The sequence below is a fragment of the Chlorobaculum sp. MV4-Y genome, from assembly GCF_025244685.1.
Lineage (GTDB): Bacteria > Bacteroidota > Chlorobiia > Chlorobiales > Chlorobiaceae > Chlorobaculum.
In genome coordinates, this window is the sequence record NZ_CP104202.1 from 1,514,446 (window position 1) to 1,539,543 (window position 25,098).

Here is a 25,098-nt window from a genome sequence, read left to right on the forward strand (position 1 = left end):
GTGCCGGAAAAATTCATCGAAGAAAAGATTGCATATCTGTTATATTTTCTATTCGCAACCTCTGCTTTCCGGCCCATGCCCCGGATCGAGGCTATCGAATCGAGACTATAGCAAACAAGATCGCCCTGACAGCTCCTGTTTCCGGGCTCCCACCGGAAAAACAGGCGGCAGGGGGTGCGCCAATGTGTTAACCAGGAAGACAACGGACGTGTCGAGCTTTTTCCGTTTTATCGCCAAGCATACCGCATATCTCTATTTTCTGCTGTATTGCGCTCTCTCCATCATGCTCATGCAGCTTCAGCGCAAAGAGACGCTTGATGCAATCCGCGAGCGCGGGCTGGTCATTAACGCAGCCATTGAAAAACAGTTCACCGAAGCCACGGCCATTTTTACACAGGAACGTGACAACCAGCACCTGTTCCTGCAAAATGCGCGGCTGTTTGCCCAGCTTCTGCGCCAGCAGGCGGCGCTCCGGGACGCCGGCGAACTGCACGCCATAGAGGCAAATGCACCGCAATGGGCCGGCCAGTTCAAGGTCGCGCGGGTGGTTGACCGCCGGTTCAGTGCTACCGACAATATGCTCATTCTCGATGCCGGTTCCCGCCAGGGCATCGCCCCCGACATGGCCGTGCTGACGCCTGACGGGCTTGTGGGACGAGTGATCGACGTCTCCGCCAACTACTCGAAGGTGATGCCGGTCATCAACCGAAACTTTATGGTGAGCGTGGTTTCCGACAGCACCCGCACCAACGGCCTGCTCTCCTGGCGGAACGGCAACGAACACCTAGCCATGCTGGATCACGTGCCAGTCAGCAGCAAGCTGCTCGTAGGCGAAGGGGTTGCGACCTCCGGTTACAGTACCTTTGCCAGCCGAGGCATTCCGGTCGGCCAGATCATCCGCATATCGAAAGACAAGCTCTTCTACAACGTCGATGTGCGCCTTGCAGTCGATTTTTCATCACTCTCCTGGGTGCTCGTCTCCCTGGCAAAGCCGTCGATGGAGAAAATCGAGCTGATGCAGTCACCGGACAGCCCGGGAAAAGGAGAGTGAACAAGGCATCGATAACATGGCAATCACCGGTTACAAACGACAATCCACCCTGATTTGAACAAGTATCTTCTTTATACCATCGCCGTGATCATTCTGGCTTTCGTGCAGCGCTTTCTCGTTTCAAAGCTGCTCATTCTACACGTATCCCCCGACATTCTGGCCATCTTCATCGCGTTCATCTCCATGTCCACCGGCCAGAGAACCGGCACGAACTTCGGCTTCGGAGCCGGCCTCGTCGCCGGGGTTCTCTCGGGCGACTTAGGCTTGTCGGCCCTTCTGGGCACTGCTCAGGGATTTGTGGCAGGCTTCTTCCATGTACCCCAGGAGAGCCATGCGACCTCGGTCAAGAAAAAGCGTATGTTCTATGCTGCGTCCGCAACCGCGCTGATAGCCGGGAACCTGCTTCAGTCGCTTCTTTCTGACCCGCTCTCGCTCCCCCTCTATGTCAGAATACCGGAGACAGTCATCCTCGGCACCCTCATGAGCATGATGCTGACCGTGCTGCTCTATCACTTCGCCCTGAAGAAACTGCTGAAGGATTGAGCCATGGACGATTTTCTGCGCGGAATCAAGCTGACCATACTCCTCATCGCAGCCGTCTTCCTGTTTTTCACAGCTCGTCTCGCCTGGCTCCAGATTGTCCAGCATGACGACATCGGTTCGAGATCGGGAAGCATCCGGAGAATACGGGAACAGGCTCCGAGAGGCCATTTCATCGACCGGAACGGCGAAACCGTTCTCGAAAACCAGGCACTCTACACCCTCAAGATCATCCCCAACGAGCTGCGGGCATCGAGCATTCCGTACCTGGCCTACCTGCTTGAAATTCCGGTAGATGAGCTGAACGAGAAGGTCGCCGAAGCGAAAGATTACAGTCCGTTTGCTGTTTCGACCGTCTACCGCGACCTGAACGAGTTCGTCGTGGCACGCATCAGCGAGAACCTCTGGCGATTGCCCGGCGTGATCATCGAGATCGAGGACAAGCGAAAATACAGCGATCTGTTCCGGGGAACCCACATGTTCGGTTATCTCCGCAGCGTAAACAAGACACAGCTCGACACGCTGGCCGAAAAGGGGTACACGCCGGATGACAAGATCGGTTTTTCCGGTCTCGAACGCTTCTACGAAGAGGAGTTGCGGGGCGAAAAGGGCACTCGTTACGAACTGGTCAATCCGCTCGGGATGCTCGTGGGAAAATACAATGAGGGCCAAAGCGACATCCCGTCCGTCAAGGGTAACGATCTCTATCTCACCATCGACGCTCACCTGCAGCAGCTTGCCGAAAATCTGCTCCGGGCGACAGGCAGACAGGGAGCAATCGTGGCTATCGATCCCTCGACCGGCGGCGTGCTGGCGCTGTGCAGCGAACCTGATTTCGACCTCGACATCCTCAATGGCAAAACCAGAAAAAAAGAGTGGGCCGAAATCGCCCTTTCACCTGAAAAGCCGCTTTTCAACCGCGCCATCCAGGCCGTCTATCCACCCGGTTCAACCTACAAAATGGTGCTCGCGATAGCCGGACTCGAAGAGGGGGTCATCAAACCGGAAAATACCATTCTCTGCACCGGAAGCTGGAACTTTGGCGGACGCGTTTTCCACTGCCACGGCGGCCATGCTCACGGCATCGTTAACCTTAAAAAAGCGATCATCGAGTCCTGCAACATCTACTTCTACCAGCTCATGCTCAAGGTTGGACTCGACACGTGGGATAAATACGGTAAAATGTTCGGATTCGGCCAGCAGGAAGGCATCGACCTCCCCGGTGAACGCAAGGGTTTCTTGCCTACAACCGATTACTACAACAAGCGTTACGGTGAGGGACGCTGGACCAGAGGCTACCTGGTCAGCCTCGGCATCGGCCAGGGAGAGCTTGGCGTCACTCCCCTGCAACTGGCCAACTACGCAGCGACCATCGCCAACAACGGCACCTGGCACGAACCGCACATTGTCAGGGGCTACCGCGACACGCGCACCGGCATCTATGTGCCGATCGATCACGCATCGCGAACCCTGCCGGTTTCGAAACAGACCTTCGGAATCATCAAGGAGGCAATGCAGGGCGTGGTGACGCAGGGGACTGGCACGCTGGCGCAGATACCGGGTGTAACGGTCGCGGGCAAAACCGGCACCGCGCAGAACCCGCACGGCAAGGATCACGCCTGGTTCATCTGCTTCGCTCCGGTCGAAAACCCGAAAATCGCCATCGCGGTGCTGGTCGAAAATGCCGGTTTCGGCGGCAGCATCTCCGCGCCGATCGCCCGGGAGATGATGAACTATTACCTTGTCGAAAAGAACAAGCCAAAAACGAAAACTGCCGACAGCACCGCGGTCGCCAAAGTCAAAAAGCTGAACAATTCACTGAATACCAAACAGGCCGCCGCGAAAGCAGCAATCGACTCTACCGGCACTGCGCCGCAGAGCGATCTGGAGAGTGGAGACTGATGAACTTTAAAAATGAACCGGCGGCCATTGCGGGCTTTCTCGAAGACACGAGCAACCTGAAAAACGGCTGGACGCCCGGCGTCTTCTTCCCCGAAACGCTGGAGGAGGTCGCGGCGCTCCTGCGCAATGCGCACGCCGACGGGCGGCGCTACACCATCGCAGGCAACGGCACCGGCACGACTGGTGCGCGGATTCCGTTCGGGGATCACGTCATCGCCATGCAGAAGCTCGACAGCATCGGCGAGGTGGAGCGGACCGGCGACGGGCGGGCGCTGCTTCGCGTCGAGGGTGGCGCACTGTTGCAGAATGTGCAGTCCAAAGCGGCGGCGGCAGGCTGGATCTACCCGCCCGATCCGACCGAAAAAACCTGCTTTATCGGCAGCACCATCTCCAACAACTCCACCGGCTCGCGCTCGCTGAAGTACGGCCCGACACGAAACCACGTGCAGGCGCTGAAGGTAGCGCTGCCGCAAGGCGACATTCTCGACATCGAGCGTGGGCAGTATATCGCCGATGCGGAGGAACGTTTCCACCTCGATCTTCCGATTGCCGGTCGTGTAGCGTTCCGGATTCCGGACTACCAGATTCCAGCCACCTCGAAGCACAACGCGGGCTACTGGTCAAAACCGGGTATGGATCTGATCGACCTCTTCATCGGCTCGGAGGGCACACTCGGCGTCATCCTCGAAGCCACGCTGCTGCTACAACCCGCGCCGGAGCGGGTAATCGCCTGCCTCGCCTGGTTCCAGAGCGAGGAGGAACTGCTCGACTTTGTCGGCAAGGCGCGCGCCGGAAACGGAGGCGTGAGTCCGCGAGCGCTCGAACTCTTCGACCGTCGCGCCCTCGAATTCCTCCGCCAGAGCTATCCGGAGATTGCGAAGGAGACGGCAGGAGCAATCTATTTCGAAGAGGAGACAACCGCCGAACATGAGGATACCTGCCTCGAAGCGTGGCTGGAACTGATGGAACAGTGCGGCTCGCCGGTCGAACAGAGCTGGGCTGCACTCGATGCGGAGGGACTGCAGAAGCTCCGCGACTTCCGCCACCAGTTGCCGGTGCTGGTCAACGAGTGGCTCAGCCGCCAGTCGGAGAGCAAGGTGAGCACCGACATGGCGCTGCCGGACGAGCGCTTCGCCGACCTCTTCCGGCTCTACCGCGACACCTGCGACCGTGAAGGCTTCACCTACATCATCTTCGGCCACATCGGCAACGCCCACCTGCACCTGAACATTCTGCCACGCAACCACGAAGAGTTCGTCCGCGCAAAAACGCTCTACCGCCAGCTCGTCTCGGAAGTGCTCGCGATGGGCGGCACGCTGTCGGCGGAACACGGTATCGGCAAACTCAAGAGCGAATATCTGGTACAGATGTACGGTCGCAAAGGCATCATGGAAATGGTGCGTGTAAAAAAAGCATTCGACCCTTATCTTGTGCTCAACATCGGAAACATGATTCCGGTAGAATACTACGAATCCGAAACCTGAGAGAGAACAAGGTGTCCAAAAAACAAGGCAAGCCGGAGTACGTCACGGCGATCAGCAACCGCAAGGCACGGTTCGAGTTCGAGATTCTCGACACCATCGAGGCGGGCGTCGAACTGCTCGGCAGCGAGGTGAAGTCGGTGCGACTCGGCAAGGCGAGCCTGAGCGAGAGCTACGCCATGATTCACCACGGCCAGGTGTGGCTCGAAAACATGCAAATCACCCCATACGAACACAACACGCTCGACACGCTCGAACCCAAACGCAGCCGCCGCCTGCTTTTGCACAAGGCGGAGATCATGCGCCTGCAATCGAAAATCAGCGAAAAGGGACTGACCCTCATTCCGCTCAAGGCCTACTTCAACAAGCGTGGTGTGCTGAAGATCGAACTCGGCCTCGCTCGAGGCAAAAAGCTCTACGACAAACGCGAGACGATCAAGAATCGAGACGCCGAGCGTCAGCTGCAGCAACTCAAGAAACAGTATTAACCAGACGACATTTCAATTTGCCATGATCTTTCCATCCGTCAGGGAACAGCTCGATATCATCGTCAACAACACCGTCGAGGTCATCAGCACCGATGAGCTTGAAAAGAAGCTCCAGAAATCGATCAAAAGCGGCAAGCCGCTAAAGATCAAGCTCGGCGCTGACCCGTCGCGCCCTGATCTGCACCTCGGCCACTCGGTGGTGCTCCGCAAGTTGCGTGAATTTCAGGATTTGGGACACGAGGCGATTCTCATCATCGGCGACTTCACGGCCATGATCGGCGACCCGTCGGGCAAGAGCAAAACCCGCCCGCAGCTCACCGCCGAGGAGGCGAGGGAGAACGGCAAAAGCTACTTCGAGCAGGCATCAAAAATCCTCGATCCGGAAAAAACCACCATTTGCTACAACGCCGACTGGCTGGGCCAGATGCACTTCGCCGACGTCATCCGCCTGTCGAGCCACTACACGGTGGCGCGAATGCTGGAGCGCGATGATTTCGAAAAGCGCTACCGTTCGCAGACGCCGATCTCGATCCACGAATTTCTCTACCCGCTCGCACAGGGCATGGACTCGGTGCATCTGAAAAACGACGTAGAGCTTGGCGGCACCGACCAGAAGTTCAACCTGCTCGTCGGACGCGACCTCCAGCGCGAGTACGGCATCGAGCCGCAAGTCTGCATCACCATGCCGCTGCTCGTCGGCACCGACGGCAGCGAAAAGATGTCCAAGTCACTCGGCAACGCCATCTGCTTCAACGACACGCCAGAGGATATGTACGGCCGCACGCTCTCGATTCCCGACACGCTGATCGAGACCTACTGGAACCTGCTGGTACCGCACCATAGCGGGAGCGGCGCGCCTATCGCCGAACGGATCGCCGCCGATCCTCGCGAAACGAAGCGCGAACTGGCCCGCGAGGTGGTGGCGCAATACTATTCGGCGGACGATGCTGCAAAAGCGCAGGAGCACTTCGACCGGGTGATCGTCAACAAACAGGCTCCAGCGGATCTGCCAACCATGGAGTTCGAGGAGACCTCGATGCCAGTGGTCGAGCTGCTCATGGCGCTCGAGGCGTTCCCGTCGAAAAACGAGGCCCGGCGCATGATCCAGCAGGGCGCGGTGCAGGCTGGCGACATGAAGATCACTGACACCAACGCTGTGATCGGACTCGGTCCAGAACCTTTGATCATCCGCGCAGGCAAGCGGAAATTTTTCAAGGTGGCGCTCGCAAAAAAATCGTTTTGAATGCGTTTGCTTTTTCCTATAATTGCACCAACTGACGATTTTCTCTAACCTCTATCCGGAGCTACCACCTTGTCATTCGTCCCGACAAAAGTATTCTTCACCAAGGGTGTCGGAAGACACAAAGAGTATCTCTCTTCGTTCGAGCTCGCACTGCGCGATGCCAAAATCGAAAAGTGCAACCTGGTGACGGTTTCCAGTATCTTTCCTCCCAAATGCGAGCGCATCAGCGTCGAAGAGGGACTGAAGTACCTCAAGCCGGGGCAGATCACCTTTGCGGTCATGGCACGTAACTCGACCAACGAAAACAACCGCCTCATCTCCGCTTCGGTTGGCGTAGCGCTTCCGGCTGACGACAGCCAGTACGGCTACCTCTCCGAGCACCATCCGTATGGCGAAACTGCCGAGCAGTCGGGCGAATACGCCGAGGATCTGGCCGCCACGATGCTGGCAACCACGCTCGGTATCGAATTTGATCCCAACAAGGACTGGGACGAACGCGAGGGCATCTACAAAATGAGCGGCAAGATCGTCAACTCCTTCAACATCACCGAGTCTGCCGAAGGCGAAACCGGCATGTGGACGACCGTCATCTCCTGCGCGGTGCTGCTGCCGTAAGGGCGACAGAACAACGAGACATTCTTTTTGAAACCGGGAATCGGTGACGCGACTGATTCCCGGTTCTTTTTTCCGGCAACATGCAACAAGAAAAGGGCTTGCGCCCTCGCCACTGCCGGAAGTTGATTCCTGACTGCGTATATTACGCCTCGCCGTTGTCGCTCAGAGGAAACGGCGGTAAGCAGTCTGCGGCTCGCTCTATCCGCAACTCATCAATCACGCCACCAGAGAGATATGACACAGGAAGTGAAAACCGACGTGCTGGTTATCGGCAGCGGCATCGGAGGGTTGTATTTCGCCATCAATATGGCTGACCACGCCACGGTCACGATCATCACCAAAAAAGAGAGTTCCACCTCCAATACCAACTGGGCACAGGGCGGCATCGCCGCGACCATCGCGCCGAACGACAGCGCGGAGCTGCACATCGCCGACACGCTCGATGCGGGCGCGGGTCTGTGCGACGAAGCAATGGTGAGCATTCTGGTGCACGAAGGTCCAGCGCATATCCGGCGACTCATCGAACTCGGCGTGGAGTTCACGACCAATCCCGACCACACGCTCGACCTCGGCAAGGAAGGGGGCCACTCGCGCAATCGCATCGTACATGCCAAAGATCTGACGGGCCGCGAAGTGGAAACAGCGCTGCTCGCTCGCGTCAACGCGCACCCCAACATCACGCTGCTCGAACACCACTACGCGCTCGAACTCATCACCGAGCACCACCTCGGCATCAAGACCAACGACATCACCTGCTACGGCGCGTACGCGCTCGATACGCTCAACCACAAGCCGAAGAAGATTCTGGCGAAGGTGACGATGGTCGCCTCGGGCGGGCTGGGCCACGTCTATCTGCATACGACGAACCCGGATATCGCCACGGGCGACGGCATCGCGATGGCCTATCGCGCCGGGGCGGAAATTGCCAACATGGAGTTCATCCAGTTTCACCCGACCTCACTCTTCCACCCGAAAGCCAAGTCGTTTTTGATCTCCGAAGCAGTACGCGGTTTCGGCGGAATCCTGCGCAACAAGGAGGGCGAGGCCTTCATGCACCGCTACGACAAGCGCGAAAATCTCGCACCGAGGGACATCGTGGCAAGAGCGATCGACTCGGAGATGAAAAAAAGCGGCGACGAGTATGTGTTCCTCGACGTGACACACCTCGATGCGGAGCGGGTGAAGGAGCACTTCCCGCACATTTACGAGACATGCCTTGAATTCAGCATCGACATGACAAAAGAGATGATTCCGGTGGTTCCGGCAGCGCACTACTCCTGTGGAGGAATCAGAACAGACAGCCGGGGACGCAGCACCATCAACCGCCTCTACGCCTGCGGCGAGACGAGCTGCACGGGCGTGCACGGTGCAAACCGGCTGGCGAGCAACTCCCTGCTCGAAGCGCTGGTCTTCGCCTGGCGCTCCAGCGAGGATATCCGTGCGGAGCTGAACTCGATCCATTTCGAGCACGAATTCCCCGACTGGGACGACTCGGGCACATCAAGCCCGGAAGAGTGGATTCTGGTGGCTCACAACAAAAAGGAGACGCAGGCGATCATGAACGACTACGTCGGCATCGTAAGGAGCGACCTGCGGCTCGATCGTGCACGCCGACGTATCGATTTCCTGAAAGAGGAGACTGAGGCGTACTACAAAAAACGAAAATCACGCCACAGATCATCGAACTGCGCAACATCATCAAGGTGGCAAGCCTCATCATCCAGGGCGCGATCAAACGCCGAGAATCCCGCGGCCTGCACTACACCACCGACTTCCCGCAGAAAGACGACAAGCACTATCTGGCGGATACGGTGCTCAGGTCGTTTTAGCATCTTTTTCTTCAGATCAGTCTGATCCGACTGATCTGATAACCTACCTAACCTCCTGCCAGTCGCGGGCGTAGCGGAAATCAATACCCGGCGTGCGGCTGGAGAGTTTGGCGATAACGGGCATCATGCGCTTGTACTGGTTCCGCACCACCATGCTGCGCACTCGCTGGTAGAAGGCGGGGTCGATGCCTTCGGCGAGAATGGCGTCGCGATCCATGCGCTCTTCGAGCATCATGTACAAGAGCTGATCGACCTCCTCATAGCTGAAACCGAGATCAGCTTCGTCGCTCTGCCCTTCCCAGAGGTCGGCGGAAGGCTTTTTGTCGATCAATTCCGCAGGAACGCTGAGGTGACGGGCCAGACCCCAGAGCTGGGTTTTGTAGAGGTCGCCGATCGGGTTGACCGCCGAAGCCATGTCGCCGAACATCGTGCCGTAGCCGAGCATCAGCTCGGTCTTGTTGCTCGTGCCGAGCACCAGGCAACCGTCACGCGCCGAAACGTCATACAGGCAGAGCATCCTCGACCGCGCCATCACATTGCCGCGCCGCAAGCGGCTGGCATCCGGGCGGGTCTCGAAAAAGGCGTCCACCACGTCGGTCACAGGCATCGTCTCGGCCCTTATGCCGAGACGGTCAACCATGAGCTGCGCGTGATCAAGGCTCGCCTGGCTGCTCGTTTTGTAGGGCATCATCAGCGCCAGCACATTCTCCGGGCCAAGTGCACGGACGGCGAGTTCGCACACCACCGCCGAATCGATACCTCCCGACAATCCGAGTACCACCGAGCGGAAGCCGAACTTCCTGATTTCGTTGCGAATGAAAGGAATCAGGATGGCTTCAACCAGGCCGTAATTGAGATGGAGGTCTTGCGGTTTCATGGATTTTCAGTCAGATAGAGGTAAAAAACGGATAAGACCGTTCTGGAGCAGAAATGAGATCATCGCGATCGCGCCCACAAGGAAAGCCGCTTTTCCGGAAAACGCCTCCACGCCCGGTTCGCTGCTGCCGAGCATTGCCTGTAACCCGGTGCGTGAAATGAACACGGTATAGGCAAGCGCCGCCGCCATGAACAGCCAGCGCCATGTTCCCGCAAAGCCAAACGGCTCGGCGAGCCAGATCGGGGTCAGCGAAAAGCTCAGCGCCGTCATGATCTCATGCTGGGCAGGTGCGGAGCGCTCAGTTTCAGCCGCCGAGACCATCACCCCGGTCAGAACGTAGAGCACGGCAACATCGATCGTGAAACTGATGATCGCCAGCAGCATGGCCATCCTCGGCACATGGATGAACGGAAGCTTGGCGAACTGGACAATTGCAATGACCGGAGCAGCGTAATCCTTCATCGCATTGACTTCCCGAAAGCGCTCGCGGGCATCACTCCAGAAAGTCTCCGGATGAAACAGAACAGAAAAAATTGCCGAAAACAGCCATTTCAATCCCATGATTCTCCCCCTTTTATCTGAGCCATTTCTGGGGATTCTGCTTGACCTTGCCTTTCCAGACCTCGAAATGCACCGTCGATCCACCTTCGGGCATGGGCGCCGAAGAGCCGAGCAACTGGCGCGAGCGGATAATCTCCCCCTTGGCCACCGACACGCGGTCAAGATTGGCATACACGGTAAGATACGATTTCGGATGGCGGACGATGACCACATTCCCGAAAGTTGGCAGGTAAGCGACCTGTACCACCTTGCCGCCGGAGACCGACTTGACCGGCGTGCCAACCGGTACGGAAATGTCGATACCGTTGCTGACAGTCACGATGTTCAGCTCTTTGTCAAGCGAAGAACCAAAGCGGCGTACCACGACGCCATTGTTGACCGGCCACGGCAGTGATCCGCCCTGGTCGAAATCAACCGAAACGCGGTCAATTTCCAACTCGGTCTGGTCAACGACAGCCATCGGCTCCTCTTTCGGCGGCGGTGCCTGCGGTACTTCGCGAGTTGGAGGAAGCGAACGGAGCGGGCGTTGCGGCGGAATCTCTTCAGTACGGGTGGATGACTTTCTCTGGCTCTCTGCGGCTGCTTTTTCTCGGGCAATTCTCTCTTTTTCCGCAGCAATCCGGCGGCGCTCGGCAGCCCGTTGCGCTGCGAGACGCTCCCGGCGCTGCTGGGCAGCCAGTCGTGCACGCTCCTCTTGCTGGCGGATCAGCTCCTGCTGTGCCATGATCAGCGCCTCGATCTTCGCCTGCATCGCACGTTGCTTTTTGCGCACCTCGATGATCCGGGCGGCGTAAGCTTTCTTGTCCTTCTGAATGCTGGTGAGCACCTCCTCCTTCTCCTTCTTTTTCGAGGAATAGCTCTGCAACTGCTCCTGCTGGTTTTTCATCGCCAGCTCCTTCTCGTGGAAGGTCCGCTGAAGCTGCTCCCGGCTGCTCTCCATCTGCTGAGCGCTCGACTGCAAAGCATTCACCTTCGACCTGACCGACCCTGAAAGAAATCCCATATACCTGGCTCTCACAATCGCACCATTGACCGACCCCGAAGAGAGCACCAGCTCGGCGTCGCGGTCTCCGCCATGCTTGTAGGCCGCAATAACCACCTGTCGAAAATCGGATGACACATGCTGATAGGTTTTCCGATTCTCCTGAAGCTGGCTCTGAAGCTGGTCGATCTGATTGTCGAGATTGTTCAGAAGCGACTGGTTTTCGACAATGAGACGTTCATAGACCTTGATCTGCTTGCGGATGTTGTTCAGGTCGGTTAGTGAACGGCGCTCGTTCTTTTTGGTGCTGTTGAGCTTTGACTGATACTCCGAGAGCTGCTTTTTGAGATCTTCCAGCGTGCTTTCGACCTTGCTGCGTTCACGAGTGATACGGTTCAGTTCAGGACTCGCCGCACTGCCCGTCGCGGGCAAAAAGGTTGCGGTGAGGAAAAAGAGAAGACTGGCGCATAGAAGCTTTATGACGAAAACAGGGAAAAAACAGCTGCCGGAAAACATTCGCATGGTATCGGATCGGTTGGCGCTCACGGTTGCAATCAACAAACCGGCACGATGGACGAGCCAGCTTGCAGGTTCAGATAAAAAGTGGTTTTAAAATAAAATTTGTTTTTCTGAGCCTGAAATAATTAAATAGGTCTTTTTGCATGTAACCCTTGAATCGAATGGACAAGCTTGTCATCCGGGGCGGAAAAAAGATTTGCGGCACCATCGCCGCCTCAGGATCGAAAAATTCCGCGCTGCCGGTCATCGCGGCAACACTGTTGACGCCCGATGGCACCTTCGCCATCGATCGCATTCCGGATCTCAAGGATGTCCGGACCTTCATCCAGCTCCTCGACTATCTCGGCGCGGAAACGTCGTTCGAGAATAACCTTCTGAAGGTCTCAACCGGCCAGCTGAAGAGCATCGAGGCTCCGTACGAGCTGGTTAAAAAGATGCGCGCCTCGATCTACGTGCTTGGTCCGCTGCTCGCCCGCTTCGGCCACACCCGCGTGTCGCTGCCCGGCGGCTGCGCTTTCGGCCCGCGTCCGGTCGATCTGCACATTATGGTGATGGAGAAGCTCGGCGCGACCGTTACCATCGAGAACGGGTTCATCGACGCCAGGGTCAACGGATCGGGACTGCGCGGTGCGCACATCGACTTCCCGATCTCGTCGGTCGGCGCAACCGGCAACGCCCTGATGGCCGCAGTCATGGCTAAAGGCACCTCCGTTCTCGACAACGCCGCCCTCGAACCGGAGATCGAATGCCTGTGCAACTTCCTCGTAAAAATGGGCGCAAAGATCGACGGCATCGGCACCACAACGCTCGTCATTGACGGAGTCGATCAGCTCAAGGCGGTTGAGTTCGAAAACATCTTCGACCGCATCGAAGCGGGCACACTCCTCTGCGCCGCCGCGATCACCGGAGGCAGTGTGACGCTCACCGGCGTCATGCCGGAACAGCTCACCTCGGTGCTTGATTCCTTCCGGCAGTCCGGCTGCACGATTGCGGCAAACGGTGATGCCATTTCGCTCACCACCCCGGAAAAGCTGCTGCCGGTCGATATTACCGCACAGCCCTACCCTGAGTTTCCGACCGACATGCAGGCACAGTGGATGGCGCTCATGACTCAGGCTCATGGCGACAGCACCATCATTGACCGAATCTACCTCGAACGCTTCAACCACATTCCGGAGCTGAACCGCCTCGGAGCGCATATCGAAATCAGGGACAACTGGGCACTGGTTCATGGCCCGCAGGAACTGACTGGCACCAAAGTCATGTCCACCGACCTTCGCGCATCAGCCTGCCTGGTGCTTGCCGGGCTGGTCGCAAAGGACACCACCGAAGTGCTGAGAGTCTATCACCTCGACCGCGGATACGAGGCTATCGAGAAGAAACTGACGGCCCTCGGCGCCGACATCGAACGACAAAAATACCAGGAATTTTCCTGAAAAAAGAGTCAAATATCGTTTGCAATTTTAATCACATACCTTATATTAGACCACTCTGAAGAAAAAACAGGCTTGCGAGGGCCCTTAGCTCAGTTGGTCAGAGCAAGCGACTCATAATCGCTGGGTCGTAGGTTCAAGTCCTACAGGGCCCACCAGCTGGTTCAGAAACAAGTTATATGGCGTGTTCGTCTAGTGGCCCAGGACATCGCCCTCTCAAGGCGAAGATCACGGGTTCGAATCCCGTACACGCTACCAAGTATAAATCCCGGCACAAGTCAGGATTTATACACTATGCACCCGTAGCTCAACTGGATAGAGCATCTGACTACGGATCAGAAGGTTAGGGGTTCGAATCCTCTCGGGTGTACCATAAAGCAGAATGACTTGCGGGTTTCGACTTGCAGGTCTTTTTTTGGCTCTTCGCAGAATATCGTGGGAAGAAGGGTGTGTATGAGGTAACATAGAGTAATTTTGAGCGTTACCCAACCGCACCTTGATACTCCCAGAGCTTGACGAGCCATTACCACCAACTTTTAGCTCCTTCCTCAAACTGGAAGGTCGAGAACGTTCATGTGTCGATGAGCGGCAAGCGGGTCGAGATCAGACTGGTCTGTACCGGCAAGCAGGTCGCGTGTCCGGTATGCGGTGCATCATGGAACATGAGCTCAAAACCGTTCAGGCGCCGTGGGCGGTAAGGCATTGCCGTTTCACGCTGCAGTTCGAAAGCTTTGCGATCGAGCTGCTCTTGCACTGCGCGAACATCAAGGCGTCAGCAAGAGGGTTCCACCGTTTCGAGAGTTATCGCAACCGGATTTTGTTTTACTGCGGCAAACTCAACAGGGCTATCGAATCATGACGGAACAGCAGAAGCCCTTACCCACGATATTCTGCGAAGAACCAAAAATTAATTTTTTTCAGACGTAATTTTACTGCTCTTAACAGCTTTAACCTGCATATCCTTTAAACAAAAAAGTAAAACCAAAAAAACATAAAATTCAAGCGTATCGCTATTGCTACAGTAGCCGGGCTGGGCCTAACGCTGCCTCTTCACCGCGCATCAGCAGCAACGGCATCAGGTTCCACAACCCTGTCGGTGACCGTTCCGCCTTTTGTGATCTTGTACTATCCAAGTAATATTTCTATAACCCTTAAGGATCGATGGACTGGTGCAACTGCAGGAGGTACCGGTACCACTACTACATTTACTGATGTTGTTGATGGCGACACACTCGATGCGACAATCGATCCGGGCACAGCTCCCAGCACAACCATAGCGATTACCATCAGCAATGCATGGGCTGTCAGAGGGCTTTCTGCCGCCGGTACAGCAACGGTATCTATCAAACCGAAGAATACCCCGGCTGGTTCAACCATAACCCTCACCGGTGATGCTAGCGCTGGTTCACTTGCTATCAACTCGCTTACCGCTACGTCAGGAGGGAGTGCAACATTTGGCCTGACAGGCATGACTCCCGTATATGGCGATGTCGGCATGACCATTGACATGGCTAACGCCAATAAGTCGGGGACATTTGCCGGCGGAGATGGCTACACAATCACCGTTGTCACCAATTAATCTCATGCCGGTAACAGGAATCGGGCACAGCACAGCTTGGCGAAAGTGTTCTGCACTCGTTGCTTGTCGCATCATCGCCATCACTTCGGTGGCGATGATGTTTGTTTTTGCTGCAACCGCGCAGCGCCTCCAGGCTGCAATAACCGGTCAATTCAGATCCTCTTACAGTATTACTTTCACTATTACAGATCTTGGTCTTTCAGCATCTGGCATGGCTATTCCGGAGGGAGGCATCACTTCGATCCAGCAGTCCGATGGCAGCATGGTCAATACACCGTCAACGATCACCATTCCGGTCATTGTCACGGTGTACTCGAAGCCCGTCGGTACCTCATACACCGACTACTTCTGGCGTCTGAAAATGAACAACACGGATCACACCAACTGGGTCAACAATAATCGCACCGTGTCACCGGCATATACTATCAGAAGCACCACCGATTCGGTGGCCAACAGGTTATCAAAAACAACCAGCCCGCTCACCGCAACGATTCCGGTATCGATTACCACCTCGCCGACGCAGGTTTTTACTCAATCAGGAACCAGTTGGTATCTGTATCAACAATCAACACTGTCGATCGATCTGAGCAATGTCAGCTACAGCGGCACCTATTCGGGAACTGTCACCACCACCCTCACTTACTGATATGAAACCGCTGCTCTCCAGAGTCCTGCTGTTTTTTTTGCTGTTCTTCCCCCGGCTTGCTGTTGCCGAGCAACTTCCGCCACCTCAATTAGCCGTAGTGCCCTCCATGTTTGAGATGGAGATCGGAAACGCACCGGTCAACGACAGCGTCACGATCACCAACTACAAGAAACGTCCGGCAACCTTCAGAATCGAGCTCTATGCATGGACGCTGAACGAGCACCACGAATTCAAAATCATTCCTTCCTCTCCCGCGTCACTCGACCAGTGGATGGTAGTCAATCCACTCAGGTTTACCATACCGCCGGGCGGTCAGCAAACCGTCAGGTTTTCAATACGGCCGCGGCTCAAACCGGCGCCCGGAGAACATCGCGCCATCATGTTCCTTGTCGAGGAACCGACTCCCGGAGCACCAGCAACCGGAACCCCGGTGTTTATGAAGTTCGGTATCAGCATTTACGGTTATGTCAAGCCGGTTATCCACTCGGCCTGCTTGCAGGAGCTTTCCTTCAACCAGTCCACAGGAGTCATTTCGGCGCACGTCATCAATTCAGGAAACGTGCATACGCGATTGAGGGGCAAATATGCCGTCTGGAAAAAGGGGCAGTTTCCCGGTCTGGAGGCAACAAAACAGGTGCTTGAGACTCTGAAGCCAGGCAAGGAACCGGCAGGGTATGTTACCTCTGGCATCATTCCGGGCAATCCCGTTCTGGCAGGTGGCGAGAGGCACTATTCCCTGAAAACCTCCTTGCCCAAACAGAGCAGAGACCCTTATGTCGTGGCTATTATCGGTGAATTTGACGGCAAACCGCTCGAAAAAGTTCTGGAGTAAGGAGGAGCATCTGAAGCGGCCAATTCTTTATTCCTGTTTTTTGTTGCCGGTAACGCTGCTTTTCATCAATTCTGATGCTGCGCATGCTGATTTCCTCTCCACTCCCCAGCTTGCCTCATTAGATATAGCAGCAACCGAACTTGCCAGAAACACAGGATCGGGTTCACAAAACCATCTTTTCCTGGTCGGAGTGTATCTCAATGGCCGTGAACGCGGAGCCATGAACGTCCTGCTCGATAACGGAGAAATCTGGATTCCGTGGAACGATTTTCTTGAGCTGACCGGTCTTCAGGTGTCCGAAGAGCAGAACGACACTGTGGTGCTCCGTACCACTATCGGGGATATTCGCTTGGCGACGACAACCCTGCGTCTTTTTGGTGGCAATCCCTATATCTCCTTCAAAATACTTGAAGAGAAGTTTCGGATATTTCCGTCTTTCGATCAGTCGCTCTTCGCCATCAAGTTGCAAATCACCTGGTCTCCCGCGAAGTCAACTCCGTCTGCCCGCGCTGTGCTCAAAGCCGATGTTACTGGCCCGGATACATCGCTTGCGTTCATCCACGGAGCGTATCAATACAACGGCAATCTGCAGAATACGGCAAGCCAGCAATTGGAGATACTCGCAGGCGGAAGAGTCCTGGACGGCATCTGGAACATCGATATGCAGGGAGACCCGAGCCGGAATATCGACCTTACCGCTTACCACTGGACTTCGATCAACCCCCATACGGCGTTTCGCCTGGGCACGGGACAAACCGATTTTCCGACACAGCTCTCGACAGGTACGTTTACCGGTGCTCAGTTTGGCTGGAGCAATTCGGATATCACTCCATATTTCGATCAGCCGCTGTCGTCATCGCTGAACGCATTCATGATCTTTAACACCTCCCAACTGAGAAACATTGATGGCAGCGGGCCAGCGGGAGGCATTGCCGAATTAAGGTTTAATGGCAAGGCGGTTGCCCGGCAGCTCATTCGACTCGACGGCCGGTTTTCTTTTCCAAATGTGCAAATGGGCCTCGATTTTCGAAAAACGGAAGTGTATGTATATACCCGTTCGATCCTCGAAAAGCCATCAGCCATTCTGGATTACAGCCAGGCCATAGCCCACCGCGCCCTTGAATCAGGCAAGATTCTGGCCAGCGGTGGGATCGGAATAGATGGGAATCCGTTACTTCAGCAGAACACTGCCGAACTCGACCGCCCAACGGCGTATGGCCATGTTCAGTACGGCATCAACCATTGGCTGACTGCGGAAACCGCCATTCAGAAAAGGGGTAATGGCCACGGACCTGACGGCTTGGCTGGTGCTGTTGTTTCTTTAGGTTCGTCATGGAATGCATCCGTGTATGCGGCAAGCTCAAATGCACACCTGGGAACCGAGTTGAGTCTGGAGCATCGTGGAGAACGATCATCGCTGTTGCTGAGCAGTTCCAAATACGAGCAGAATTTCCTGTCTGACGAGCAACCGTCGATAAACCGTCAGTTATTGAATTTTTCCTGGAGTCCACTCAACAACATGAACCTCTCGCTTCTCGGACGCCGTGAAGAGAGCGGGGAAAACAAGAGCTCGTTTCTTCGCCCCGGAGGATCAATTTTCTTGCGAAACGGCTTAAGGTTTTCGGTCACGCCGGAATATGATGCCTTTCCGGAGTACCAATACGAAATAGATTATTACGCCACGACATTCTGGTGGACTGCGATGTACAACACCGAAACCATTGATACAACCGTTTCGTGGCAGTTTTCAGACCGAACGAATTTCCGCCTTTTCAATCAGTATAGCGTGGGCAACCATGCAAATGCAACCAGCGCGTATCTTGACTGGTACACCACCAGCGCCAGGCGTTCCCTCATCCAGTTTGTTGCGACCTATACTGGTAATCGAACCGGCTTTTCACTGGCCTATCACCGCGCTGCTGACGCCGGCCTGGATTTTTCGCTCGCATATCTGTACCAGATGAACAACACCCTTATGCTCGATATCGATCAGGCCGTGCAGGAGAATCCGGTGAGCAAGCATCTGTTCATGTGCACATTATCGTTTGATTTCGGCTGGTCCGGCAAGCGCTTGCAGCCGGTCAACCGGTGGACTATTTCGCCAATGCGTGGTGGAATTGCCGGATCGCTGGCCGCAGATGAGAATAGCGGGCTGCAAAAAAACCAGATTCAGGATGTTGGTATTCTGGTTAATGGATACCAGATGCCACAGAATCAGCAGGACGGAAATTATTTTGTAGGGAACCTCAAACCGGGATTATATAAAATATCGATCGATCCAGCCAAGCTGCCCATACAGTTCGTCCCTGACAAGGAAGCGAGCATTGTCGAGGTGAAAGGCTCCGGCATAACCAATGTCAATATTCCGGTCCATGCAGAATACGGCATTGCAGGCCAGCTTCTCGATCTTTCAGGCAAAGGCGTCGCCAACGGAATACTGGTACTGACCGACTCGAAAAACAACACAGTAGCCACAGTTTCGACCAACGAGTTCGGCTATTACCGTGCAGACGGACTGCGCTGCGGAGAATACATGCTCAAGCCGGTTTCCGTGACAGGACAGCCCATAGAAAATGCTGATCCAAAGACAGTTATCATCAAGGATGATTATCTGTTCGATGTCAATGTTACCGTAAACCTCCCGGCACAGCCACAGAAAGCAGCCGAACCGCCGGCAGAAAAAAGCGGCAACTAAAACAGTATGCAATGATACCCCAATAACGGCAAGCCAAGCCTGCACAGCATCCTCAAACGGATTGTCTTCTTCAAGAACTTCGCCTCGCATCCCGATCGAATTCACAGACCCGCTTTCACCTTCGCCCCCGCGTCATTTTGCCAGCCACCACCAAGCGCGACGTACATTGCGGCGGTGTCCTGCATCTGCTGGGCCCGGGCTTGCAGGTAACCGATTTTCGCTTGCCGGTACTGAATGTCCGCCAGAATCACCTGCACGTAGTTGACCATGCCCGCCTTGTAATTGGCCTGGATAAGGTCGAGTGAGAGTTTCGCGCTATCGACAGCCTGCCTTTCGGCTTCGGCCTGCTCGGCGTCGTGCTCAAGCGCTCGGATAAGGTCGGCAACCTGGGCAAAGGCGGCGAGCACGGCCTGGCGGTACAACGCAAGAGTCTGGTTCCGCGAGGCGATGGCGGCGCGGCGCTTGGCGCGAAGCGAGCCGCCGTTGAAGATCGGCGCGGCGATGTTGCCGCCGATTGACCAGAAGCGGTTGAGCGGATCGGAAAGCTCGTGCGGCTGGCTGGCTGTGCGACCGTAACTGCCGGTGAGCGTGAAGCTCGGGAAGAGCGCTGCCGTGGCGACGCCGATTTCAGCGTTGGCTGCGTGCAGCTGTGCTTCGGCGGCGAGGATGTCCGGGCGCTGGCGTACCAGCTCCGAGGGCAGAGAGAGCGGCACGCGCTCCGGCAGCACAATGCCGGAGAGGCGCAGATCGGGCGTTGCCCACTCCGCCGGAGTCTTTCCGGCAAGCGTTGCAAGCAGGTGCTCAGCCTGGCTGAGCTTCTGCCTGACCGGCGGCACGACGGCCTCCAGCGAGGCAATCTGGCTCCGTAACGCCAGCACGGAGCTGTAGGGTGCTATACCTGCCTGGTACTGCTTTGTGGCAATCGAGAGCTGATCCTTTTCGATGGCGATGAGCTGCTCGTACTCGTCGAGTTCATCGCGATAAGCGGCGATGGCGATGCTCGTATTGACAATATTTCCTGTGAGCGTCATGTACACGCCAAGAGTCTGCGCGCGCTGCACGTCCACTTGCGCACCGAGCGCCTCTACACTGCGCCGCTGCCCACCGAAGAGATCGAGTGCATAGCTGACCGATGCAGAGAAAGTCGAAAGATTGAGGATGCTGCCGGTGCTGACGCCCCCTGAAGCCGCTGGCGATGCTGCTTGCCTTGTCTGCGAAAAGGTTGCGCTGACCTGCGGATAAAAAATTCCGGCCCCGGCACGGAGATTCTCCCGGCTCGCCTTCAGGCTCGCCTCGGCGGCTTGCAGGCCCGGGTTGTCCGCAAGTCCTTGCGCAACGACCGCGTCCAGCTGGCTGGAGCCGAACGACCTCCACCAGCAGGCCGCAGGCCCGACGCCCTCGTCGAAGCGCTGCCCGCCACTCTCCGGCTTCGGAAGCGGCTGCCGGTCATACGATTTCACCGCCGGAGCCTCAGGCTTTACGAAATCCGGCCCCATAGCGCATCCAGACAGCAGAAGCGCGGAAAAAGCGAGCGACACGACGCCGCGCCGGGCGATGCTTTTCGACATGACTGCCACCAGATTATTTGTTGTTCGCTGCCTGTTCACCGATGTAAATATCGACCAGTTGACCGGGATAGAGCGTTACGTTTTTGGGCTTCACAAAGCTGAAGATGACCGGCAGCACCCGGACGTCCACCCGCTCGGTGCGCTGGCTCGACAGCTCGATTTTTGGCGTCACGTCCGGCTGGAAGCGCTCGAATTTCAGAGGAATCTTGAGTGTGGTGCCGCGGATTGACATGCTGGCACTCATCCGGACCGGATCTGGAAGCCGCTGGATCAGGATTTCGTCAACGTAACAACGCACCTGCAAACTGTTGTCCGAATTGCCCATAACGATGACCGGCACGTAGCCGCCAGTGTAGGAATTGTACCCGCCCTGGCTCGAAATGTAGCTGCCAACCGAGGTGTTGATCGCCAGAACCGTGCCGTCTTCGCGCGCCGTGAGGGTGTATTTGCCGAGCAGTGCTCGGGCCGCATCGTACTGTTTGCGAGCAAGTTCGAGGTTCGCTTTGGCTGAGCGGACGGCGTTGGCGGCGGTATCGAGCGCATCCTTGCTCACTGAGCGCGGATCGAGATTCCACGAAGCCTTCAGTTTTGCGTACTGCGCCTGCACGTTTGCCACGCTCGCCTCGGCCACCGCGATGCTCGCTTTCGCCGATTCAGCCGTCGAGCGCTGCACCGCGTCGTCGAGCATGAGCAGCGGCTCGCCCGCCTTGACCTGCTGACCCTCATGGGCGAGAATCTTCAGCACCGTGCCGGATACTTCAGGGTAGATGTTGACGTTCGAGCCGTTTTTCTGAGCGCTTTCGATGATGCCGTTGGCGTAAATTCCACTACGGTAAGGGTTCGACGCCGGTTTGAAGGCGGGCGGCTCCGATTTCGGGCGCAGCTTCATGAAAAATGCGCTTCCCACGCCAAGCAGAATGCCGAAGACCGCGATGCCGATCAGGATTTTATTTCTCATGCTGTTGACTGTTTTCGTAACCAGATTCGTAACCGACGATTTTGCCATCCTCCATCTTCATGATCCGGTCAGCATATTCGTAAATACGGCTATCGTGCGTCACGATGATGATAGCCCGTTTTTCGTTCAGGATATGTGTTTTCACGAACTCCACGATCTTCCGGCCGGTATCGCCATCGAGCGAGGCGGTCGGTTCGTCGAAGATGAGGATGTCTGGCTGGCCCGCGATAGCCCGCGCGATGGCCACGCGCTGCTGTTCGCCGCCGCTCAGCTTCACCGGCTGAAGGTCGGCGCGATCTTTCAGGCCGACAATGTCGAGATAGTCGCGGGCGAGCTTCATGGTCGCGTTCCACTCCATTTTCTTCAGAATCAGCGGAATAGCTACGTTCTCGGCCGTGGTCAGGCGCGGGAAAAGGTGGTAGTCCTGAAAGACGAAGCCGATCTTGTTCAGGCGCAGGTCGGCCAGATCGTCATCCTTCATTGTCCAGATATCCTGATCTTCAACAACAACGCTCCCCTCGTTGGGCCTCAGAATGCCCGAAATCATGCTGAGCAACGTCGTCTTGCCGCTTCCCGACGGGCCGACGATGAAGAGCATCTCGCCGTATTGAGCCTCGAAGGAAACTCCTTTCACCGCCACAGTCTTGGCCTCGCCCTCGCCGAACCACTTGACCAGATTGCTGGCACTGATAATCACCGATCCGCTCATATCAGCCCCGGAAAATATCGAATGGCTGAATCTGCAACACCTTGCGCACGCCGATATAGCTCGAAAAGCCTGCAATAATCATCACCATGACGAGCGCCAGGCCGAGCGTCTGGTAGGTGAGCTGCGCGGCGTAATCGGGCACGCGCCACTTGGCGATAATCATGAAGGTCGAGGCCGCCCCGACGCCAAGTCCGTAACCGATCAGCGAGGTGACAACCGCCTGCACGAGAATCATGGAAACCAGTTCATTACCTTTCGCGCCGATGGCTTTCATAGCGCCAAACTTGCCGATGTTTTCGAGAATGAAGGTGTAGAAGGTCTGGCCGGAGATGGAGAGGCCGACAACGAAACTGATGGCAGTCATCATCATGATGTTCATGCCGACGCCGGTTTTGTAGGTGTAGAAGTTGGAAACCTTTTTGACGAACTGCTCGCGGGTGAGCGCCTCGTAGCCGAGTTGGGCGATAGCCTTCTGGATGCCGGGAATGTCTGCATCACTCTTCGGCTCGATCAGCACATAGGATGTGGTGAAGCGCGCCGAGGGGATGTACGTTATTGCGCGGCTGTAAGTTGTGTAGAGCGTCGGGATGCCGAAAAGCCCCGATGAGGCGACTTTGGCGAGGCCGACCACTGTCCCCCGGTTATCGTTGATCTCGAACTGGGTGCCGATTTTCGGGCTTTCGAGCTTGGCGTATTCGGCATCCTTGACCACCACGAAGGCATTCTCGGCGAAAACATCCTCGATCCTGCCCTCGAGCATCTCGGGCCGTCCGAAAAGCGTGGCGTCATCGAGTCCAACGACCGTCGCTGCCTGATAGGTGCCGTCCTTGAGCTTGATCAGGGCACTACCGAAATAGAGCGGCACGGCGTACTTCACACCCGGAATGCTCCGCGACGCCGAAAGGATGTAATCGGGCATCGGAATGCTGCTGTTGGTGTTGTTCACCGCCGGATCCATCACCCAGATTTTCGCACCGATGTTATAGACCGGAGCGCACGAGCGGGCCAGAATGCCGGAAAACATCGACATCATCATCACCATGAGAAATACGGCGAAGGTAATGCCGACCAGAAGGGCCGTGAATTTGCTCTTGTCGTTCATCAAGAGCTTGAGCGCCACCCTGTAGATACCGAAGACAGGTTTCATTTCGACAATGGATCGGATTACCACCTACGCATCAATGAGAAACCGGAACAGGAAATTTCCATAAAATAAAAAAATTCGCTTTTTTCAAAAAACCTGCTCACGCCAAAACCGCCAGAGAAATTTGCCCGAAAAGAGAATGACTGCACGTGTAATCACAGGCAAAAGCTTTTCGGAATTTTCCTTCTCCGCGCATTCTCGATCTGAATGCCGCCCTGAACGCTCCCGGAACGAGCTGAGCACAGTATCGGTCAGTATGACAAGCCGACAAGATCACCCCTGCAAGGCAATACTCAAAAATTCTTATCCCCATTTACAGAGGTCTGACAAAGTACCGAAACAAAAATGATGATAGGAGTTACGAGAATAAATTTTATACGTTATAATCACGAATTCAATGTACCTTTCACCAAGAGATTTCCCGTCGAAGTTGCACCAGATGCTTGTCAACCTCTGCACAAACGCCTGGCAGGCAATCGACAAAAGCAATGGCATCGTCACTGGCAACAATGGACAAATTATTACAGAAAGCCGGCAGGAAGAATACACTGTTTTTCGTGTCTATTTTCCAGTCATCGAGCTTTTCAGGCAGAATCCCAAGCGATTCGATCTGGTGATCACCGATCTCTGACCATGCCCGAACTCAGCGGACTTGAGCTGTCAGGCGAACTGACAAAAACCAACCCCCAAATACCGATTATGCTGATGACCGGCTTTGGCAAGGACATCGATGATGCGCGCAGTGTGAACAAGCTCGGCATCTGCAAAATCCTGAAAAAACCGGTCAGACTTGCCGACCTGGTTTCGATGATCAACGAGATACTCACCGGAACCGGATGAAAATCAACCGACAACAAACGTCAAGCCATATCCTGCTCAGGCTCGATCATTTTTTTACAAAAAGATTAAAAAATCTGCTGAATTCCCATTTTTTTGTTATATTGAGACTCACTATTGAGGAGTGGCCAAATTGGTAAGGCTCCTGACTCTGGATCAGGCAATTCCAGGTTCGAGTCCTGGCTCCTCAGCACTATAAAGCCTTGTAGCAGAGAATGTTACAAGGCTTTTTGCATCTTGTAAAGGGACAGCTATTCTTTGATCTATTAAGCTTAAACCGCCCCTATAATCTCGTCAAAGTTGACCCCTGTGGTACTTATAGAGTAAGTGGCAAACAGCTCATCATCAAGAATTTTCGTCTCCCCTCCTGTCTTTTTTTCAAGTGGCGCTCTGCCAAGAGGGCTTTTGGCCCGCACAACCGCACGTCTCTCCGAAAAGTTTTGGCGCATCATCCGGGTTCCATGGCATAGTGTGCAACACCGACCACCAGTCAAGCACAAAGTAGCGCTTTTGACCGATGAACGCCATCGGAAACATGAGATGATAGCAGCACTGTACCCGCTTGACGTTGATCTTCAACTCTCCTTCGATTTTCGTACTTTTCAAGCA

General features: G+C 55.6%; 23 protein-coding genes, 4 tRNA genes and 1 pseudogene. 20 read left to right on the top strand and 8 right to left on the bottom strand.

Going from position 1 to position 25,098, the window contains the following annotated elements:
- Positions 1–208: 208 nt before the first annotated feature.
- The 8 genes and pseudogenes from mreC to nadB all read left to right on the top strand — a co-directional run bounded on the left by mreC (position 209) and on the right by nadB (position 9,149).
- Entirely contained in the window at positions 209–1,051 is an 843-nt protein-coding gene (gene mreC, locus NY406_RS07435) for a rod shape-determining protein MreC (protein WP_260533470.1), read from the top strand.
- Positions 1,052–1,105: 54 nt separating this feature from the next.
- The gene (gene mreD, locus NY406_RS07440) at positions 1,106–1,594 is read left to right on the top strand and encodes a rod shape-determining protein MreD (protein ID WP_260533471.1); all 489 of its coding nucleotides are present in this window, start codon (positions 1,106–1,108) and stop codon (positions 1,592–1,594) included.
- A 3-nt stretch (positions 1,595–1,597) separates the two neighbouring features.
- The gene (gene mrdA / locus NY406_RS07445) at positions 1,598–3,493 is read left to right on the top strand and encodes a penicillin-binding protein 2 (RefSeq protein ID WP_260533472.1); all 1,896 of its coding nucleotides are present in this window, start codon (positions 1,598–1,600) and stop codon (positions 3,491–3,493) included.
- Complete coding sequence (locus tag NY406_RS07450; protein WP_260533473.1) at positions 3,493–4,977, top strand: FAD-binding oxidoreductase; 1,485 nt, start codon at positions 3,493–3,495, stop codon at positions 4,975–4,977. The genes mrdA and NY406_RS07450 overlap by 1 nt, the downstream gene beginning before the upstream one ends.
- 11 nt (positions 4,978–4,988) lie before the next feature.
- The gene (gene smpB / locus NY406_RS07455) at positions 4,989–5,462 is read left to right on the top strand and encodes an SsrA-binding protein (protein WP_260533474.1); all 474 of its coding nucleotides are present in this window, start codon (positions 4,989–4,991) and stop codon (positions 5,460–5,462) included.
- A gap of 22 nt (positions 5,463–5,484) precedes the next feature.
- On the top strand, positions 5,485–6,705 hold the full coding sequence (tyrS, locus tag NY406_RS07460) for a tyrosine--tRNA ligase (protein WP_260533475.1): 1,221 nt from the start codon (positions 5,485–5,487) through the stop codon (positions 6,703–6,705).
- A 69-nt stretch (positions 6,706–6,774) separates the two neighbouring features.
- Complete coding sequence (locus NY406_RS07465; protein WP_260533476.1) at positions 6,775–7,320, top strand: pyruvoyl-dependent arginine decarboxylase; 546 nt, start codon at positions 6,775–6,777, stop codon at positions 7,318–7,320.
- Positions 7,321–7,554: 234 nt separating this feature from the next.
- Positions 7,555–9,149 (top strand): annotated as a pseudogene (nadB, locus tag NY406_RS07470) (L-aspartate oxidase).
- A 43-nt stretch (positions 9,150–9,192) separates the two neighbouring features.
- Here the strand turns inward: nadB and NY406_RS07475 are convergent.
- The 3 genes from NY406_RS07475 to NY406_RS07485 are packed head-to-tail and all read right to left on the bottom strand — an operon-like array spanning position 9,193 to position 12,091.
- Entirely contained in the window at positions 9,193–10,026 is an 834-nt protein-coding gene (locus NY406_RS07475) for an NAD+ synthase (RefSeq protein ID WP_260533477.1), read from the bottom strand.
- A 6-nt stretch (positions 10,027–10,032) separates the two neighbouring features.
- Positions 10,033–10,587, bottom strand: coding sequence for a hypothetical protein (locus tag NY406_RS07480; protein WP_260533478.1), 555 nt, complete (start codon positions 10,585–10,587; stop codon positions 10,033–10,035).
- A gap of 13 nt (positions 10,588–10,600) precedes the next feature.
- Positions 10,601–12,091, bottom strand: coding sequence for a murein hydrolase activator EnvC family protein (locus NY406_RS07485; RefSeq protein WP_260533479.1), 1,491 nt, complete (start codon positions 12,089–12,091; stop codon positions 10,601–10,603).
- Positions 12,092–12,249: 158 nt separating this feature from the next.
- On the opposite strand from NY406_RS07485, the gene murA reads away from it, so the two are divergent.
- The 9 genes from murA to NY406_RS07530 all read left to right on the top strand — a co-directional run bounded on the left by murA (position 12,250) and on the right by NY406_RS07530 (position 19,273).
- The gene (murA, locus tag NY406_RS07490; RefSeq protein ID WP_260533480.1) at positions 12,250–13,524 is read left to right on the top strand and encodes a UDP-N-acetylglucosamine 1-carboxyvinyltransferase; all 1,275 of its coding nucleotides are present in this window, start codon (positions 12,250–12,252) and stop codon (positions 13,522–13,524) included.
- A 78-nt stretch (positions 13,525–13,602) separates the two neighbouring features.
- A tRNA-Ile gene (locus tag NY406_RS07495) sits at positions 13,603–13,679 on the top strand.
- Between the two features lie 23 nt (positions 13,680–13,702).
- Positions 13,703–13,779, top strand: a tRNA-Glu gene (locus NY406_RS07500).
- Positions 13,780–13,817: 38 nt separating this feature from the next.
- A tRNA-Arg gene (locus tag NY406_RS07505) sits at positions 13,818–13,894 on the top strand.
- Positions 13,895–14,176: 282 nt separating this feature from the next.
- Entirely contained in the window at positions 14,177–14,380 is a 204-nt protein-coding gene (locus tag NY406_RS07510) for a transposase family protein (protein WP_260533481.1), read from the top strand.
- Positions 14,381–14,617: 237 nt separating this feature from the next.
- Positions 14,618–15,100, top strand: coding sequence for a hypothetical protein (locus NY406_RS07515; RefSeq protein WP_260533482.1), 483 nt, complete (start codon positions 14,618–14,620; stop codon positions 15,098–15,100).
- A 211-nt stretch (positions 15,101–15,311) separates the two neighbouring features.
- Positions 15,312–15,746, top strand: coding sequence for a hypothetical protein (locus NY406_RS07520; RefSeq protein WP_260533483.1), 435 nt, complete (start codon positions 15,312–15,314; stop codon positions 15,744–15,746).
- Between the two features lie 115 nt (positions 15,747–15,861).
- Positions 15,862–16,578 (top strand): molecular chaperone, encoded by a 717-nt coding sequence (locus tag NY406_RS07525; RefSeq protein WP_260533484.1) that lies wholly within the window; start codon positions 15,862–15,864, stop codon positions 16,576–16,578.
- Entirely contained in the window at positions 16,520–19,273 is a 2,754-nt protein-coding gene (locus tag NY406_RS07530; protein ID WP_260533485.1) for a collagen binding domain-containing protein, read from the top strand. The genes NY406_RS07525 and NY406_RS07530 overlap by 59 nt, the downstream gene beginning before the upstream one ends.
- Before the next feature lie 101 nt (positions 19,274–19,374).
- Here NY406_RS07530 and NY406_RS07535 read toward each other — a convergent pair whose 3' ends face one another.
- Genes NY406_RS07535 through NY406_RS07550 form a run of 4 tightly spaced genes read right to left on the bottom strand, consistent with a single transcriptional unit; the run spans position 19,375 to position 23,655 of the window.
- Positions 19,375–20,841 (bottom strand): AdeC/AdeK/OprM family multidrug efflux complex outer membrane factor, encoded by a 1,467-nt coding sequence (locus NY406_RS07535; protein WP_260633772.1) that lies wholly within the window; start codon positions 20,839–20,841, stop codon positions 19,375–19,377.
- Between the two features lie 13 nt (positions 20,842–20,854).
- Positions 20,855–21,799, bottom strand: coding sequence for an efflux RND transporter periplasmic adaptor subunit (locus tag NY406_RS07540; protein WP_260533486.1), 945 nt, complete (start codon positions 21,797–21,799; stop codon positions 20,855–20,857).
- Complete coding sequence (locus NY406_RS07545; protein WP_260533487.1) at positions 21,789–22,508, bottom strand: ABC transporter ATP-binding protein; 720 nt, start codon at positions 22,506–22,508, stop codon at positions 21,789–21,791. The genes NY406_RS07540 and NY406_RS07545 overlap by 11 nt, the downstream gene beginning before the upstream one ends.
- 1 nt (position 22,509) lies before the next feature.
- The gene (locus NY406_RS07550) at positions 22,510–23,655 is read right to left on the bottom strand and encodes an ABC transporter permease (protein ID WP_260533488.1); all 1,146 of its coding nucleotides are present in this window, start codon (positions 23,653–23,655) and stop codon (positions 22,510–22,512) included.
- A 436-nt stretch (positions 23,656–24,091) separates the two neighbouring features.
- On the opposite strand from NY406_RS07550, the gene NY406_RS07555 reads away from it, so the two are divergent.
- From NY406_RS07555 to NY406_RS07565, 3 genes are all read left to right on the top strand, one after another.
- Complete coding sequence (locus NY406_RS07555; RefSeq protein WP_260533489.1) at positions 24,092–24,283, top strand: hypothetical protein; 192 nt, start codon at positions 24,092–24,094, stop codon at positions 24,281–24,283.
- Positions 24,284–24,285: 2 nt separating this feature from the next.
- On the top strand, positions 24,286–24,492 hold the full coding sequence (locus NY406_RS07560; RefSeq protein WP_260533490.1) for a response regulator: 207 nt from the start codon (positions 24,286–24,288) through the stop codon (positions 24,490–24,492).
- Positions 24,493–24,607: 115 nt separating this feature from the next.
- Positions 24,608–24,680: transfer RNA gene (locus tag NY406_RS07565), tRNA-Gln, on the top strand.
- Positions 24,681–24,867: 187 nt separating this feature from the next.
- On the opposite strand, the gene NY406_RS07570 is transcribed toward NY406_RS07565, so the two are convergent.
- Positions 24,868–25,095: a hypothetical protein gene (locus tag NY406_RS07570; RefSeq protein WP_260533491.1), complete on the bottom strand. Its 228-nt coding sequence runs from the start codon at positions 25,093–25,095 to the stop codon at positions 24,868–24,870.
- Between the last annotated feature and the right edge of the window lie 3 nt (positions 25,096–25,098).

Excerpts from the sequence above, each read along its gene's own strand:
- mrdA (WP_260533472.1), top strand. The coding sequence starts at position 1,598 with ATGGACGATTTTCTGCGCGGAATCAAGCTGACCATACTCCTCATCGCA.
- NY406_RS07450 (WP_260533473.1), top strand. The coding sequence starts at position 3,493 with ATGAACTTTAAAAATGAACCGGCGGCCATTGCGGGCTTTCTCGAAGAC.
- tyrS (WP_260533475.1), top strand. The coding sequence starts at position 5,485 with ATGATCTTTCCATCCGTCAGGGAACAGCTCGATATCATCGTCAACAAC.
- NY406_RS07475 (WP_260533477.1), bottom strand. The coding sequence starts at position 10,026 with ATGAAACCGCAAGACCTCCATCTCAATTACGGCCTGGTTGAAGCCATC.
- NY406_RS07480 (WP_260533478.1), bottom strand. The coding sequence starts at position 10,587 with ATGGGATTGAAATGGCTGTTTTCGGCAATTTTTTCTGTTCTGTTTCAT.
- NY406_RS07485 (WP_260533479.1), bottom strand. The coding sequence starts at position 12,091 with ATGCGAATGTTTTCCGGCAGCTGTTTTTTCCCTGTTTTCGTCATAAAG.
- murA (WP_260533480.1), top strand. The coding sequence starts at position 12,250 with ATGGACAAGCTTGTCATCCGGGGCGGAAAAAAGATTTGCGGCACCATC.
- NY406_RS07510 (WP_260533481.1), top strand. The coding sequence starts at position 14,177 with ATGGAACATGAGCTCAAAACCGTTCAGGCGCCGTGGGCGGTAAGGCAT.
- NY406_RS07520 (WP_260533483.1), top strand. The coding sequence starts at position 15,312 with ATGGCTATTCCGGAGGGAGGCATCACTTCGATCCAGCAGTCCGATGGC.
- NY406_RS07525 (WP_260533484.1), top strand. The coding sequence starts at position 15,862 with ATGGAGATCGGAAACGCACCGGTCAACGACAGCGTCACGATCACCAAC.
- NY406_RS07530 (WP_260533485.1), top strand. The coding sequence starts at position 16,520 with ATGTCGTGGCTATTATCGGTGAATTTGACGGCAAACCGCTCGAAAAAG.
- NY406_RS07535 (WP_260633772.1), bottom strand. The coding sequence starts at position 20,841 with ATGTCGAAAAGCATCGCCCGGCGCGGCGTCGTGTCGCTCGCTTTTTCC.
- NY406_RS07540 (WP_260533486.1), bottom strand. The coding sequence starts at position 21,799 with ATGAGAAATAAAATCCTGATCGGCATCGCGGTCTTCGGCATTCTGCTT.
- NY406_RS07545 (WP_260533487.1), bottom strand. The coding sequence starts at position 22,508 with ATGAGCGGATCGGTGATTATCAGTGCCAGCAATCTGGTCAAGTGGTTC.
- NY406_RS07550 (WP_260533488.1), bottom strand. The coding sequence starts at position 23,655 with ATGAAACCTGTCTTCGGTATCTACAGGGTGGCGCTCAAGCTCTTGATG.
- NY406_RS07555 (WP_260533489.1), top strand. The coding sequence starts at position 24,092 with ATGCTTGTCAACCTCTGCACAAACGCCTGGCAGGCAATCGACAAAAGC.
- NY406_RS07560 (WP_260533490.1), top strand. The coding sequence starts at position 24,286 with ATGCCCGAACTCAGCGGACTTGAGCTGTCAGGCGAACTGACAAAAACC.